This window comes from Streptomyces sp. NPDC058796 (assembly GCF_042745235.1).
GTDB lineage: Bacteria > Actinomycetota > Actinomycetes > Streptomycetales > Streptomycetaceae > Streptomyces.
Genome location: NZ_JBHYOP010000006.1, coordinates 96,790 through 111,914 on the forward strand (window position 1 = coordinate 96,790; position 15,125 = coordinate 111,914).

Below are 15,125 nucleotides of genomic sequence, written 5' to 3' on the forward strand. Positions count from 1 at the left end.
GTCTTACCGGCTGTGGGCGGGGCGAGCGGGTCGGGGTCTGAGCGCAGGTCCCTGCGGGGCGGAAAGGACGCCGAGGGCCGTCGGTTCGGGGGAACCGACGGCCCTCGACGTGTTCTCCTCGCCGTGCGGTCAGGCTTTCACCGCCGCCAGCTCGGCCTCGATCAGGTCGGCGGCCCGCCGGGTGCCGCCCTCCTGTGCCATCCGCGCCCGGATCTCCTTCAGACGCCCCGCCACCTCCGGGTCGTCGGCCAGGGCGAGGGCGGCGGTGCGCAGCGTTTCGGCGGTGGCCTCCTCGGTGGGAAGCCGGCGGGCCACGCCGAGCCCCTGGAGCATGTCCGCGTTGACGAACTGGTCCGCGGCCTGCGGCACGGCGATCATCGGCGTGGCGGTGGCCAGGCCCTCCTGACTGCCGCCGGCGCCCGCGTGGGTGACGAACAGGTCGGCCTGCTGGAGAACGGCCAACTGCGGCACCCAGGACCGCACTTCCACGTTCCGCGGTACGTCGCCCAGTTCGGCGGGGTCGACGTGCCTGCCGATCTGGAGCACGACGTGCCAGCCGGGCAGCCCGGCGAAGGCCTTGACGCATTCCCGGTAGAAGGCGGGCTGCTTGGTGAACGCCGACCCGAGGGAGACGAGGACCACCTTCTCGGCGCCCTCGGGACGCCGCCACTCCCCCTCGGCGGTGCGGTCGCCCTGGCAGGCGCCGACGAAGGTGTACACCTTCTCGTCCACCCGGTCGGCGTTGGGCTGGAGCGCCTTCGGGATCAGCACCAGGGAGCGGGCGGGGCGGCCGACGAACGGGTCCGGATGCATCGTGATCCCGTTCTCCTCCAGCCAGGCGTGGAAGCGGGCGTAGTACGCCTGGCCGCGTTCGGTCTTCAGCGGCTCCTCCCACATCGGCTCACCGACCTCCTTCTCGTACCCCTCCCAGGCCACCATGCACGGCGAGAGGGAGACCACGGGCACGTCCCAGCGGTGGCCGAGGACGCGGGCCGGGTAGGAGGCGATGTCGTGCAGGATCAGGTCCGGCTCGTCGCCCTCGTACGCCTCGGCCAGCTGCGGGAGCGCTTGTACCGCGTCGTTCAGGAACGGCTCGACGTTGTCCAGCAGCGTGGTCCCCCACGCCTCCGGGTCGGCGTCGGGGCCGGGCAGCGTGCTGTTCCACGGCTTCGGTTCGGCGCCCGCCTCGGCGACCTTGTCCGCGAAGGCGGGCGGGATCGCGTAGGTCACCCGGTGCCCTCGCGCGACGAGCTCGCGGATCACCTCCAGGCTGGGGTTCACGTGGCCGTGCGCGGCGATGGAGAACATGGCGATGTGAGCGGGACTGGTCATGCGAGCAGCGTACGCGAGACGAGACGTCTCGTACAACTCATTCGCGTGCGCCTCATGTGCGTTCATCCCGCCAGCTCCGCGTGCAGCCGCAGCCAGCACTGGGGTGACACCTGGCCCACGAGAACGCCCGGATCCAGGCGTGCAACCCGGAACGCCGCGTCCACCCGGCGCCGCGGGCGGGCGCGGCACAAGGAGGCGTGCAGCGATCCGCCGACCCCGGAGAAGCCCAGCTCGACGAGGTCCCGCCAGCTCCGGTGAGCGGTGCCGGGCAGCAGCGGCGTGGGGCGGCGTTCGATGCGGAGGATTCCGGCATCTACGCGGGGCGCGGGCCGGAAGCCGTACCGGCTCACCCTCCCGGCCAGCCGCCATTCGTGCCGGGGCCAGGTGCGGACCGTCAGCAGGGTCCAGCGGCCGTAGTCTCCGGTGCGTTTGCGGGCGTACTCCAGCTGGGTGATCAGTGTGGCGTCGGTGAGGCCAGGTGCGGTGAGGCACCAGTCGACGATGTCCGCCGTGCGGGAGAACGGCACGTTCCCGGCGACGGAGAACGGCGTGCGCGGGGGGCGCGCGGTGAGGAAGTCACCGGCGACGACGCGGACGTGGGGGGTGTCCGCGAAGCGGGCGCGGAGCCCGGGGACGAGCCGGGTGTCGATCTCGTAGGCGTACAGCTCCCGGCTGCGGCGGGCGAGCGGCTCGGTGAGCGCGCCCTTGCCCGCGCCCACTTCGAGGACGAGGGACGGGCGACGGCTGTCGGGAGAGGCGAGCCGGGCGACGTGCTCGGCCGCCGCGCGGTCGGCGAGGAAGTTCTGCGAAAGCGTGCGGGCACGCTGGGTGGGGCGGGCCATGGCCTGCGGTCCTTGTCTTCCGTGAATGGGGAAAGGGCAGCCGAAGGCCCTGACCGGAAGACGAAGGCAGAAGAAGATGCGGAGGAACGGCCCCACCGCGCGCGTCGGGCGCGTCAGCGGCGGGGGGACCCCGGGCCGGTCAGGGCTCCGGGGCCACGACGCATCCTGACGGAGTACGTGCAGCCCCGGCCGAGACCGGAGTTGAAGATCGCGTTGAAAGCTGCCACGGAGGCGACGTTAGGCGGGCTCGCGCCCGGCGGGCAACGGGTTTTCGCGCGCGGGCGTCCGTCAGCGCTGGTACCGGGCGAGTACGAGGTTTCCGTCCTTCTCCAGTCTCTCGCGCAGCTCTTCCATGCCGATCGCCCCGCTGTAGTACTCCTGGAGCGCGGGGGTCGCCACCTTGTCCTTCCACTCGGGATAGCCGCGGACGGACTGCGCGGGCGCGGACCGCAGATGGGCCGCGAGGGCTGTCCCCACGGCCCAGCCGTGCTCCTGCGTGCGCAACGCGGGATCCCGGAGCGCCTCGGTGCCGGTGGGCAGCATCCAGTCGCCGAGGGCGAGGCGCACCATGTTGTCCGGCTGGAGGAGGAAGTCGACGAAGGCGGCGGCCTCGCTCTTGTGCGGGCTGTCCTCGGCGATGGACAGGGTCTGGGGGCTGACGCCCTGGGTGAGGCCGTCGGCTCCCGCCGGGGCGGGCAGCACCTGCCAGTCGAAGCCGTCCGGCGCCTGCTGTTCGATCTGCTGGCGGTAGGAGAAGCCGAGCGGCACCATCGCGTACTTGCCGGCGAAGAAGCCGGGCAGGGTGTCGGAGCCGCCGCTTCCGAGGGTGGTGGGTGAGGCGCTGTGGTCGGTGTCGACCTGGTCGTGGATGGTGCGGGGGACCACCTGGTCGCCCTCCTCGACACGGACGGTGACCTTGCCGTCCGCTCCCCGGTGGAACAGCTGCCCGCCGGTGGACAGGGACAGGTTGAGCGTGGCGGACACGGGCTCCTTCAGCGGCCAGGCCACCCCGTACCGCCCGTCGCCGCTCAGCCGCTTCGTCTCACCCGGCGGAACTCCGCCCAGGTCCAGGGCTCCCCGGGCGTCGGGACGCGGACGCCGGACTCCTCGAGCAGGTCCGCGTTGGCGAACAGTACGCGCGGTTCCTGGAGGAACGGCACGCCGTAGACGCCGTCGCCGAAGGTCACCGTCTCCCAGCTGCGCTCCGGGATGCCGGACCTCAGCCGCTCGGACAGCAGGTCGGTCAGGTCGGCGAGGTAGCCGCCGTAGGCGAAGTCGGCGAGGTCGTCGGAGGCGTCGTGGATGATGTCGGGCGCCTCGCCGCCCTCGAAGGAGGTGAGGAGCTGGTCGTGGACGCTGTCCCAGCTGCCCTGGACGTATTCGACGCGTACGTCGGGATGGGTGGCGTTCCACTCCCGCACCAGTTCCTTGTTGGCCTCGACGGACTCCTCCTGCCAGGCCAAAGACTGGAAGCGCAGGGTGATCCGGCCGTCGTCCGCTCCGTCGCCGCCGCCCGAGCAGCCCGCGAGCAGCAGGGCGAGGGAGGCCAGCAGGGTCGCGATCCTCGTGCGTGCCGCCATCAGCTCTTCACCGCCCCGGCGAGCATGCCGCCCGTGATGCGCCGCTGGATCAGGGCGAAGACGACCAGGGAGGGCAGAGTGGCGAGGAACGCCGCGGCCGCGAGCGGGCCGAGGTCCGCGACACCCTCGGCACCGATGAAGTGGGTGAGGATCACGGGCAGGGTCTGTTTCTCCGGTGTCTTGAGCAGGACGAGGGCGAAGAAGAACTCGTTCCACGCGGTGATGAAGGCGAACAGGGCCGTCGCCACGATCCCCGGCGCGAGCAGGGGCGCGGTGACGGAGACCAGGGTGCGCAGCCGCCCGGCGCCGTCCACGGCGGCCGCCTCCTCCAGCTCGGCCGGCACCGCGCGGACGTACCCGGCGAGCATCCACAGCGCGAACGGCAGCGACCACACGACGTACACCATCACCAGCCCGGGGACGCTGTTGATCAGCCGCAGGTTCTTCAGGACGAGGAAGAGCGGGATGATCAGCAGCACGAAGGGGAAGGCCTGGCTGACCACGACCCACCCGGTGGCCGCCCGCGCGAGCCGGCCGCGGTGGCGGGCCATCACGTACGCCATCGGCGTCGCGACCAGTACGGCGATCACGGCGGCGCCGAGCGCGGCGAGCAGGGAGTTGAGGGCGGCGCGCAGCAGGGGCTGTTCGTCGAAGGCCTGCCGGAAGTTGTCGAGGGTGGGGTTCTGGGGGATCCAGGTGGGGTGGAGGCTGCCCAGCTCCTGGGGCGGTTTGAAGGCCGTGGAGATCAGCCAGAGGAAGGGGAAGGCCAGGAAGACGAGGTACGCGAACAGCGCGGCGTACTGGCCCACGCGGGCCGGGGTCGAGGTCCTCACGCCTCGCCACCTCCCTTGAGTCCGCCCTTGAGCCGGCCGGCGAGGAAGACGGCGAGGACGATCGAGATCACGGCCACCATGACGCAGCCCATCGCCGCCGCGTAGCCGAACTGGCCGTAGCGGAACGCCTCCTCGTAGGCGAAGAGCATGGGCAGCCGGGTCCGGCCGCCGGGACCGCCGTTGGTCAGCACGTAGACCAGGGCGAAGGAGTTGAAGTTCCAGATGAGGTTGAGCGCGGTGATGGCGAGGGCGACCGGTCTGAGGGCGGGCCAGGTGACGGTGCGGAAGCGGCGCCAGGCGCCGACGCCGTCGACCGCGGCGGCCTCGTGCAGCTCGCGCGGGGTGCTCTGCACTCCGGCGAGCAGGGCGACCGTCGTCTGCGGCATGCCGGCCCAGACACCGACGACGATGACGGCGGGCAGGGCGGTGGCGAGGCCGCTGAGCCAGTCCCGGCCGTCGCCGAGGCCGAGGTCGCGCAGCGTCTCGTTGAGGATGCCCGCGTCCGGGTTGTAGACCAGCCGCCACATGATGCCGACGACGACCTCGGGCATCGCCCAGGGGATGATCGCGAGGGCACGTGCCAGCCAGCGCATCCGCAGGTTCTGGTTGAGCAGCAGGGCGAGGCCGAGCGCGAGCAGGAACTGCGGGATCGTCACGCCGACGGCCCACAGCAGCCCGATGCGGAACGACTCCCAGAACAGGGTGTCGTGCAGCAGGTCCTGGAAGTTGAGCGTGCCGATCCACTGCGTGGGCTCGGTCCGGCCGGACTGGGCGTCGGTGAACGCGAGCAGGATGCCGTAGAGCAGCGGACCGACGCTGAGCACCAGGATGGGGATCAGCGCGGGCAGCACCAGGAACCAGGCGCCGTGGTCCGGGCCGCGCCGCGGCCGGTCCCCGCCGGGCGGGCGGCGCGCCGGCCTCCTCGACTCGGTCACCAATGTCACGTAATCAGCCCCTTTGCACAGCTCGGACGGGCCTGGTCATGGTCGTGAAGGCGCCGTGCCCCGTCAAGGGCCCGCGCACACGCTCCGACCTGTGCGAATGCGACACTGGCGGACGGATGGCGGGAACCCGGCGGACACGGAGGCAGGCGACGATGGACGAGGCACGGGCGCGGGAGGTGCTGGCCGAGGCGGGGGTGCTGCCCGGCCCGGCGCGGGAGGCGCGGCTGCTCGCCCTGGGCGAGAACGCGGTGTTCGCCGCCGGTGACCTGGCGGTCAAGGTGGGCCGGGACGCGGAGCTGCTCGACCGGGCGCGCCGGGAACTGGCCGTCGCGGTATGGCTGGAAGAGGCCGGTGTGCCGGCGGTGCGGGCGGCCGACCCGACGGCGCTGGTCGTCGACGGCCACCCGGTGACGGTGTGGCGGCGGCTGCCCGACCCGGTGCGGCCCGCCGAGCCGCGGGACGTGGCCGTGCTGCTCCGGCTGGTGCACGAACTGCCCTCCCCCTCCTTCGGACTGCCGCCGCGCGAACTGCTGGGCGGTGTGGAACGCTGGCTGCGGCTCGCGGGCGACGTGATCGACCCGGCGGACGCCGCGTATCTGCGCGAGCGGCGGGACGGCTTCGCGTCGGCCGCCGCCGCGCTCACCCCGCACCTGACGCCGGGCCCGATCCACGGCGACGCGCTGCCCCGCAACGTGCACGTCACTCCCGACGGCCCCGTCCTGGTCGACCTGGAGACCTTCTCCACCGACCTGCGCGAGCACGACCTGGTGGTGCTCGCGCTCAGCCGGGACCGCTACGGGCTGCCCGCCGACGCGTACGACGCCTTCACTGCGGCGTACGGCTGGGACGTGCGCGAGTGGGACGGCTGCGCGGTGCTGCGCGGCGCCCGCGAGACGGCCAGCTGCGCGTGGGTGGCACAGCACGCGCCGAGCAACCCCAAGGCGCTGGCGGAGTTCGAACGCCGGGTGGCGTCGCTGCGGGACGGGGACCCGACGGTGCGGTGGTATCCGTTCTGACGCCGGGCCCGGGGTCGGTCGGCCGGGTGCCCGGTCCGAGGCCGGCCCTCGGCGCCGGACCGGTCCCGCTGCCCGGGTGAGCCCGAGGTGCGGGGCCCCGGACGCCCTGCCCCCAGGTCAAGCCGGAGCGTCGGGTCAGACCCGCTCGCCGGCCGGCTCGCGCAGGGGCCATCTGCCGTCGACCACGGCCGTGGCGTCTCCCTTGCGTCGCAGGAAGCTCTGGAAGTCGGCCGCCCATTCGGCGTACCACTCGATCTGACGGTGGTGCAGGTCCGCCGGGCCGAGGGAGGCCACCTTGGGGTGGCGGCCGGCTATCGCGCAGGCCAGCCGGGCGGCGGCGAGGGCGTCCGCGGTGGCGTCGTGGGCGGCGTCGAGCGGGACGCCGTACTCCTTGCAGACCGCTTCGAGGTTGCGCTTGCCGCGGCGGTAGCGGTCGACGGAACGGTCGATGGTGTACGGGTCCATGACCGGGGCCGGGTCCAGGCCGCCCAGGCGGTCGCGCAGGGACGGCAGGCCGTACCGCCGCAGTTCGGCGGAGAGCAGGGTCAGGTCGAAGGCCGCGTTGTAGGCGACGACCGGGACGCCCGCCTTCCAGTAGGCAGCGAGCACACCGGCTATGGCGTCGGCGACCTGGTCGGCGGGGCGGCCCTCGGCGGCGGCCCGCTCAGTGCTGATGCCGTGCACCGCCTCCGCGTCCGCCGGGATCTCCACACCGGGGTCGGCCAGCCACTCCCGGCGGCCCAGCGGCTCCCCGCCCCTGACCTCGATCACGGCGCCCGTGACGATGCGCGCCTCGCGCGGGTCGGTGCCTGTCGTCTCCAGGTCGAAGCCGATCAGCAGCTCCCGGTGCCAGCCCATGGGCGGTCCCCCTTCTTGGTGGTGCTTTCCCCCAGTGGTCTCCACCCTCGCACGGGCCACTGACAATCGGAGGATCGCCTACCGCTTGTGCCGCCCGCCAAGCCGGGCCGGCGTTCAGGAGACCGGCCGCGAGTCCGCCCACATCAGCTCGAACTCCTCACGATAGGTGGGGAAAAGTCCGCCTTCGTCCACCTGGTCCGACTTCACGACCCTGCCGCCGTTGCGCCCGTTGCGCAGCACGAGCACCGGCGCCTCCATTCCCCGGGTGCGGCGCAGGTAGGACTGCACGACCGCGATGCCGTCCGCGCCGTCGCCGTCGACGAGGTAGGCGGTGAAGCGGGGCGTCTCGTCGAAGACCTGGATCTCGAACGCGCCGGGGTCGCGCAACCGGGCGCGCACCCGGCGCATGTGCAGGATGTTCATCTCCACGGCGCGGCTCAGCTCGCCCCGCTTGATGCCGAGTTCGCGCTCGCGGCGCTTGATGGCGCTGGAGGCCGGGTTGAGGAAGAGCAGCCGCACCCGGCCGCCGGACTCGGCCAGCCGCAGCAGGCGGCGGCCGGAGAAGTTCTGCACGAGCAGGTTGAGGCCGATACCGAGGGCGTCCACGCGCCGCGCGCTGCCGAAGAGGTCCTCGGCCGGGAACTGGCGCAGCAGCCGCACCCGGTCCGAGTGCACGGCGACCACGTCGGCGTACCGGTCGCCGACCAGGTCCTCCACCGCGTCCACCGGCAGCCGCCGCGTGGAGGGCACGTCGCTGCCCGCGCCCAGCACCTCCAGCAGCCGCGCCGAGGCCCGCTCGGCCTGGCTCAGCACCGCCTCGGACAGCGCCCGGTTGCGCGAGACGACGTTGCGGGTGACCTCCAGTTCGTCCAGGGCGAGTTCCACGTCGCGGCGCTCGTCCACGTAGGGCTCGAAGCACGGCCAGTGCTGGACCATCAGCTCGCGCAGCTGTGGCAGGGTGAGAAAGCTGAGCACGTTGTCGTCGGCGGGGTCGAGCAGGTAGCCCTTGCGGCGGCTGACCTCGCGGACGGCGACGGCGCGCTGCACCCACTCCTGTCCGGCGGGTCCGGCGGCGGCCACCACCCAGTCGTCGCCGTGGACGGGCTCGTAGACCGGACGCAGGACGGCGGCCACGACCGCGCGCAGCCGCTGCTCGACGAGGTTGAGCCAGATGTACGCCCGGCCGGCGCGCTGCGCCCGCGTGCGCACCTCGTGCCAGGCCTCGGCGTCCCAGTCCAGTTCGGGGCCGATCGCGCCCGCGTTCATCGGCCGCGCCAGGGACACCGCACCGGGCGGGACGTCCGCGGAGTTCCCCTGCCGACCACCGTCGTCACCAGGGGGTAGCTCCAGCCCTCCCGAGCCCACCCGCGCACCGCCTTCCGCTCCCTCGGAGCACTCCGGGTCAGACCCCGTCCCAACGATCAAGGAAGGGTACTCCGCCAGGGGTGCGCGGTGCAGCCCGATGGACGGGACGGTTTTCCCAACGTCGTTGACCCCCAAGCACGTTCCGCCCGCCCGGACACCGTGGAGTGAGCGGATTCATAGCGGTGACGTGGCCGGGTACGGGGAAGGATGCCTCGCGCCCGCGACAAGGGGCGCACCGCGCGGAACGCCGAGGGGGTGGGTAGGAGGACGTACGTGCTAGGTGGTCGCCTCACTTTCGGGGAGACTTCCGGAGGACTCGGAGCCAAGGCGTCCGCACCGGCGCCCCACACCTGAAAGAGTCGTGTCCATGCAGGTCTGGCCTGGAGAGGCATATCCACTCGGTGCCACGTACGACGGCGCCGGCACGAACTTCGCGGTCTTCACGGAGGCCGCCGACCGAGTAGAGCTGTGTCTGCTGCACGACGACGGCTCGGAGACAGCGGTCGAGCTGCGGGAGAGCGACGCGTTCGTACGGCACGCGTACGTGCCGGGCGTGATGCCGGGGCAGCGGTACGGCTACCGCGTGCACGGTCCGTACGCCCCGGAGCGCGGGCTGCGCTGCAACAGCGCCAAGCTGCTCCTCGATCCGTACGCGCGTGCGATCAGCGGCGCGGTCCAGTGGGGCGAGGAGGTGTACGGCTACCACTTCGGCGAACCCGAACGGCGCAACGACCTGGACTCCGCTCCGCACACCATGACGTCGGTGGTGGTCAACCCGTACTTCGACTGGGGCGACGACCGGCGCCCCCGGACGGAGTACCACCACACGGTGATCTACGAGGCCCACGTCAAGGGTCTGACGATGCGGCACCCCGGCCTCCCCGAGGAGCTGCGCGGCACCTACGCGGCCCTGGCACACCCGGCGCTGATCGAGCACCTGACCGAGCTGGGGGTGACCGCACTGGAGCTGATGCCCGTGCACCAGTTCGTCAACGACCACCGCCTGGTCGACATGGGCCTGAGCAACTACTGGGGCTACAACACCATCGGCTTCTTCGCCCCGCACAACGCGTACGCCTCCTGGGGCGACCGCGGGCAGCAGGTGCTGGAGTTCAAGTCGGCGGTGAAGGCGCTGCACGAGGCCGGGATCGAGGTGATCCTCGACGTGGTCTACAACCACACCGCAGAGGGCAACCACCTGGGCCCCACGCTGTCCTTCAAGGGCCTCGACAACCCCTCGTACTACCGGCTGACCGACGACCCGCGCTACTACATGGACACCACGGGGACCGGGAACTCGCTGCTCATGCGGTCCCCGCACGTACTCCAGATGATCATGGACTCGCTGCGGTACTGGGTCACCGAGATGCACGTCGACGGCTTCCGCTTCGACCTGGCGGCGACCCTGGCCCGGCAGTTCCACGAAGTGGACCGGCTGTCGTCGTTCTTCGACCTGGTGCAGCAGGACCCCGTGGTCTCGCAGGTGAAGCTGATCGCCGAGCCCTGGGACGTGGGCGAGGGCGGCTACCAGGTGGGCAACTTCCCGCCGCTGTGGACCGAGTGGAACGGAAAGTACCGGGACACGGTGCGCGACCTGTGGCGCGGCGAGCCGCGCACGCTCGCCGAGTTCGCGTCCCGGCTGACCGGCTCCTCCGACCTGTACCAGGACGACGGCCGCCGCCCGCTGGCCTCGATCAACTTCGTGACCTGCCACGACGGCTTCACGCTGCACGACATGGTGTCGTACAACGAGAAGCGCAACCACGCCAACGGGGAGGACAACCGCGACGGCGAGAGCCACAACCGGTCGTGGAACTGCGGGGCCGAGGGCGAGACCGACGACCCGGCGGTGCTGGAGCTGCGGGCCCGGCAGATGCGGAACTTCATCGCCACACTGCTGCTCTCCCAGGGCGTGCCGATGATCAGCCACGGCGACGAGTTCGCCCGCACCCAGAAGGGCAACAACAACGCCTACTGTCAGGACAACGAGCTGGCGTGGGTCCGGTGGCCCGAGGACGAGCCCGACCTGCTGCGGTTCACCCGCGCGATGGTGTGGCTGCGCAAGGACCACCCGGTCTTCCGCAGGCGGCGCTTCTTCCACGGACGGCCGGTGGAGGGCACCCACGACGAGTTGTCGGACATCGCCTGGTTCACGCCCGAGGGCGGTGAGATGACCCAGCGGGACTGGAACTCCGCGCGGGCGTCGGCGCTCACCGTGTTCCTGAACGGCAACGCGATCTCCGAGCCCGGCGCGCGCGGGGAACGCATCGCCGACGACTCGTTCCTGCTGATGTTCAACGCCTCGCCGAAGGCGCTGGACTTCGTGGTGCCGGTCGACCACGGCCGGCAGTGGGAGGTGGTCGTCGACACCTCGCGGGCGGACGGGGTGCCCCCGGACACGGGAGTGAAGGTGCAGGCCGGTGACCGGCTCACCCTGGTGGACCGGAGTCTGACGGTGCTGCGGCGGCCCGTCTAGACGGAGTACGCGCGGGTACGGGCAGGACACCCGTGCAGGGGGCCGGTGACACGAAAGGCGGCGGGGCGGGTACGTAGGTTTCCATGACGCCTGAGCGACCCGACCCGGTGCTGTCCTCCCGTTCCCCCTCCCCCGCCCCCACCGCCACCTACCGGCTGCAGCTGCAGCCCGCGTTCCCCTTCGCGGCCGCCGCCGCGGCCGTGCCCTACCTCGCCTCACTCGGGGTGTCGCACCTGCACCTGTCCCCCGTCCTGGAGGCGGTGCCGGGCTCGCTCCACGGCTACGACGTCGTGGACCACGCGCGCGTGCGCGAGGAGCTGGGCGGCGAGGAGGGGCTGCGGGCGCTGGCGCGCACCGCGCGGGAACACGGTCTCGGCCTCGTGGTGGACATCGTGCCGAACCACATGGCGATGTCGCCCCGGCACAACCGTGCCCTGTGGGAGGTGCTGCGCGAGGGACCGAAGTCGCCGTACGCGCGGTGGTTCGACGTCGACTGGGAGGCGCAGGGCGGCCAGCTGCTGGTGCCGGTGCTGGGGGCGCCGGTCGGCGAGGTGCTGAAGGACCTGCGGGTCGACGGGGACGTCCTGCGCTACCACGAGCACGCCTTCCCGCTGCGGGAGGGCACCTCGGACCTGCCGCTGCCGCAGCTCCTGGACGCGCAGTGGTACCGGCCGGTGTGGTGGCGGCTGGCCCGCACCGAGCTGAACTACCGGCGGTTCTTCAGCATCTCGGAGCTGATCGGCGTCCGCGTGGAGGACCCGGAGGTGTTCGAGGCCACGCACGCCACGGTGCTGCGGCTGCTGCGCGAGGGCGTGGTCGACGGGCTGCGGGTCGACCACCCCGACGGCCTCGCCGACCCCGGCACGTACCTCGCGCGGCTGCACGAGGCGAGCGGCGGCCGGTGGACGGTCGTGGAGAAGATCCTGGCGGACGGAGAACGGCTGCCGGCCGCCTGGCCCGTCGCGGGCACCACCGGGTACGACGCCCTGCGGCACGTGGACGGGCTCTTCACGGACCCGGCCGGGCACGGGGAACTCCTCGGCCAGTACCGCAGGTTCGCGGCCCCGCAGACGGACCGGGGCGGGGACTGGGCGGCGACGGTGCGGCGGGCGGCGTACAAGGTGCTCACGCACGAGCTGGCCACCGAGATGGACCGGCTGACCCGGGTGGCGCACCGGCTGTGCGTCGCCTCGCCGGAGGCCGCGCTGCGCGACCGGGCGCCCTGGGCGCTGCGCACGGCGCTGCGGGAGCTGCTGGTGCGGCTGGAGGTGTACCGGCCGTACACGTCGGTGGACGCGGCGTCCGTAGTCACGGAGGAGGCGGCGGCCGAGGCACGGCTCGCCTTCGCGGTGCCCGAGGAGGCCGGGGCGGTGGACGTCGTACGGGGCCTGGTGCTCGGGCGGTACGGGGACGGTCCCGAGCACCAGGAGTTCCGGTCCCGGTTCGCGCAGACGGCGTCGGCGCTGCGGGCGAAGTCGGTGGAGGACACGGCGTTCTACCGTTACGTGCCGCTGCTGTCGGCGGCCGAGGTGGGCGGGGACCCGGGGCGGCCCGCCGTGTCGCCCGAGGAGTTCCACGCCTACTGCGCGCGCGTGCAGCGCGACTGGCCCGCGACGGGCACGGTCGTGTCGACCCACGACACGAAACGCAGCGCCGACGTGCGGGCCGCGCTCGCGGTGCTCACTCAGTGCCCGGGGCGGTGGGCTGACGTCCTCACCGAGGTCACCCGGACGAGTGACGGCGTGCCGGACGCGCAGCTGGCGTGGGCGGCCTGGCAGACGGTGTTCGGGCTGGGGCCGGCGGACGGCGAGCGGGTGCGGGAGGCGCTGCTGAAGCACGTGCGCGAGGCGGGGATGCACACCAGCTGGACGGAGCAGGAGCCGCCGTACGAGGAGGCGGTGGCCCGGTTCGTGGCGGCGGGCCCGTGCGGGGTGCCCGGCGAGCGGGTGACCGCCCTGCGCGCCGCCCTGGAACCGCACATCCGCGCCAACGTCCTCGGTGCGGCCCTGACCCACCTGACGATGCCGGGGGTGCCGGACCTCTACCAGGGGACCGAGCGGGAGTACCTCGCCCTGGTCGACCCGGACAACCGGCGGGCCGTGGACTTCCCGTCCGCCGGAGCCGTCGAGGACGGACCGCCCGTCGGGAAGGCCGCGGTGACCCGGGCGGCACTGGCGCTGCGGGCGCGACGGCCCGACGCCTTCGGGGACACGGCGACGTACGAGGCGCTGACCGCCGAGGGCCCCTCGGCCGCACACTGCGTGGCCTTCGTCCGCTCCGGCGACGTCCTGACGGCCGTGACCCGTTTGTCGCTGCGGCTGGCGGAGGCGGGCGGCTGGCGCGACACGGCGCTCCCGCTGCCGCCGGGCCGGTGGGCCGACGCGCTGGCGCCCGGACGGGAGTTCACCGGGCACGCGCGCACGGCGGAGCTCTTCGCGGAGGTGCCGGTGGCCCTGCTGGAGCGGGTGGGGACGGAGGGCGGGGCCGGGGGCTGAGCGGTGGGCCACCGGCACGGCTCCCCTGAGCCGCCCCGCGCGGCGCGGGAAGCAGGGGACCGGCAAGGCACCGCACGGCGGACGACCGCCGGTCCGTCCCTCCCTCCGGCCCTTTCGTCGCTCCCCGAACAGCGGTCCGCGCCCTGCCCGGGGGGTGCGGGCCGGCCGGCGCGGCACGGAAACGGCTCCTGCGCCCTGCCCGTCACCGGCCGGCCCGGCGGGCGGCCGCACCTGTCGACGGCTCTACCGCCGACGCCTCCCCCGGCCGGGCACACCGCTGATGTCCGAGCGCGGACCACTCGCGGGCTCGGAGGGGGTACGAACCCGGGCGTGAACCCCCTCTCCTTCCCCGGTGGGCGTCCCCGGCGCGCGGCAGCCGGCGTCAGGCGAGCGCGGTGGTGGCGGTGCCGTCGCAGACGTGGGGCGGACGTGCCGTCGTGGCGGCCGGGACGGCCGGGCAGGACGTGCGGAGCAGGTCGACGAAGGCCTCGGCGGCACCGGTGGGCGGGACGCGGGAGAAGACGGTCAGGGCGCGTCTCCAGGGCGGGTCGGGCGTCAGGACCACGCAGTCCTCGCCGACCGCGCCGCTCACGATGTGCGAAGGTGCCGTGCAGACGCCGACGCCGGCGGCGGCCATCCGTACGGCCGTCGACGTGTGCTCGGTGTAGACCGCGGTGTACGGCCGGAAGCCGGCCCGTCCGCACGCCCAGTCGAGGAAGCGTTGGCCCTCGACGACGGGCTCCATGGCGCACCGCACCCAGGGTCGGTCGGCGAGTTCGGGCAGCGTGACCGACGTACGGCCCGCGAAGCGGTCGTCGAAGGGCACGACGAGCACGATCTCCTCCTCGCCGACCGTGACGACGGTACCGGGCCAGTCGTGGGGAGCCGGGCCGACGGCGAGGTCCGCGGTGCCGCGCTCGACCTCCTCCTCCAGCGCCTCGGTCGTCGCGTACTCGTGGAGGTGCAGGAGGACGCCGGGGTGCGCGGCGCGCCAGCGGGCGAAGACGTCGGGCAGGATGCCGACGGCCACCGAGTGCACGGCGGCGACGTGCAGTTCCCCGCCCTCGGCCCCGGCGGCCGCGCGCGCCGCGCGGCGGGCCTGGACGGCGCTGCGGACGGCGAGTTCGGCGTGCGGGCGGAAGGCGCGGCCCATCGGGGTCAGGCGCACCCCGCGCGGCAGGCGTTCCAGCAGGTCGCCGCCGACCGACCGTTCCAGGGCCTTGATCTGGTGGGAGAGCGCGGACTGCGTGACGTGCAGGGCCTCGGCCGCGCGGGTGAAGGACGCCTCGTCGACGACGGTCAGGAAGTACTCCATCTGCCGCAGGCTCATTCCCCCGGGCCCCTTTCCCAAGTCCGGCTCCGACAGCGGGCCTTGTCATGAAGG

General features: G+C 73.0%; 10 protein-coding genes and 1 pseudogene. 3 read left to right on the forward strand and 8 right to left on the reverse strand.

Annotated elements, in window-relative coordinates; all coding sequences use genetic code 11:
- Positions 1 to 129: 129 nt before the first annotated feature.
- The 5 genes and pseudogenes from ACFW47_RS16850 to ACFW47_RS16870 form a co-directional block, all read right to left on the reverse strand.
- Entirely contained in the window at positions 130 to 1,398 is a 1,269-nt protein-coding gene (locus ACFW47_RS16850; protein WP_386306160.1) for a glycosyltransferase, read from the reverse strand.
- Complete coding sequence (gene erm(O) / locus ACFW47_RS16855; RefSeq protein ID WP_386276523.1) at positions 1,395 to 2,174, reverse strand: 23S rRNA (adenine(2058)-N(6))-methyltransferase Erm(O); 780 nt, start codon at positions 2,172 to 2,174, stop codon at positions 1,395 to 1,397. Before erm(O) ends, ACFW47_RS16850 begins: the two co-directional genes overlap by 4 nt.
- A 288-nt stretch (positions 2,175 to 2,462) precedes the next feature.
- Positions 2,463 to 3,754: pseudogene (locus ACFW47_RS16860) on the reverse strand (ABC transporter substrate-binding protein).
- Positions 3,754 to 4,587 (reverse strand): carbohydrate ABC transporter permease, encoded by an 834-nt coding sequence (locus ACFW47_RS16865; RefSeq protein ID WP_386306161.1) that lies wholly within the window; start codon positions 4,585 to 4,587, stop codon positions 3,754 to 3,756. The pseudogene ACFW47_RS16860 and the gene ACFW47_RS16865 overlap by 1 nt, the downstream one beginning before the upstream one ends.
- Positions 4,584 to 5,531, reverse strand: coding sequence for a carbohydrate ABC transporter permease (locus ACFW47_RS16870; RefSeq protein WP_386306162.1), 948 nt, complete (start codon positions 5,529 to 5,531; stop codon positions 4,584 to 4,586). The genes ACFW47_RS16865 and ACFW47_RS16870 overlap by 4 nt, the downstream gene beginning before the upstream one ends.
- Positions 5,532 to 5,683: 152 nt before the next feature.
- On the opposite strand from ACFW47_RS16870, the gene ACFW47_RS16875 reads away from it, so the two are divergent.
- The gene (locus ACFW47_RS16875) at positions 5,684 to 6,547 is read left to right on the forward strand and encodes a phosphotransferase enzyme family protein (protein ID WP_386276531.1); all 864 of its coding nucleotides are present in this window, start codon (positions 5,684 to 5,686) and stop codon (positions 6,545 to 6,547) included.
- Between the two features lie 135 nt (positions 6,548 to 6,682).
- On the opposite strand, the gene ACFW47_RS16880 is transcribed toward ACFW47_RS16875, so the two are convergent.
- Complete coding sequence (locus tag ACFW47_RS16880; RefSeq protein WP_386276533.1) at positions 6,683 to 7,405, reverse strand: 3'-5' exonuclease; 723 nt, start codon at positions 7,403 to 7,405, stop codon at positions 6,683 to 6,685.
- A 114-nt stretch (positions 7,406 to 7,519) separates the two neighbouring features.
- The gene (locus tag ACFW47_RS16885; RefSeq protein ID WP_386276535.1) at positions 7,520 to 8,770 is read right to left on the reverse strand and encodes an SAV2148 family HEPN domain-containing protein; all 1,251 of its coding nucleotides are present in this window, start codon (positions 8,768 to 8,770) and stop codon (positions 7,520 to 7,522) included.
- A gap of 367 nt (positions 8,771 to 9,137) precedes the next feature.
- Here ACFW47_RS16885 and glgX point away from each other — a divergent pair, with 367 nt between their 5' ends.
- Positions 9,138 to 11,246, forward strand: a complete 2,109-nt coding sequence (gene glgX, locus ACFW47_RS16890; RefSeq protein WP_386276537.1) for a glycogen debranching protein GlgX — start codon at positions 9,138 to 9,140, stop codon at positions 11,244 to 11,246.
- An 83-nt stretch (positions 11,247 to 11,329) separates the two neighbouring features.
- Positions 11,330 to 13,741 carry a malto-oligosyltrehalose synthase gene (treY, locus tag ACFW47_RS16895; protein ID WP_386306163.1) on the forward strand — a complete coding sequence of 804 codons (2,412 nt, stop codon included), beginning with the start codon at positions 11,330 to 11,332 and terminating at the stop codon, positions 13,739 to 13,741.
- A gap of 382 nt (positions 13,742 to 14,123) precedes the next feature.
- Here treY and ACFW47_RS16900 read toward each other — a convergent pair whose 3' ends face one another.
- Positions 14,124 to 15,071 (reverse strand): LysR family transcriptional regulator, encoded by a 948-nt coding sequence (locus ACFW47_RS16900; RefSeq protein WP_386276541.1) that lies wholly within the window; start codon positions 15,069 to 15,071, stop codon positions 14,124 to 14,126.
- Positions 15,072 to 15,125 lie beyond the last annotated feature (54 nt).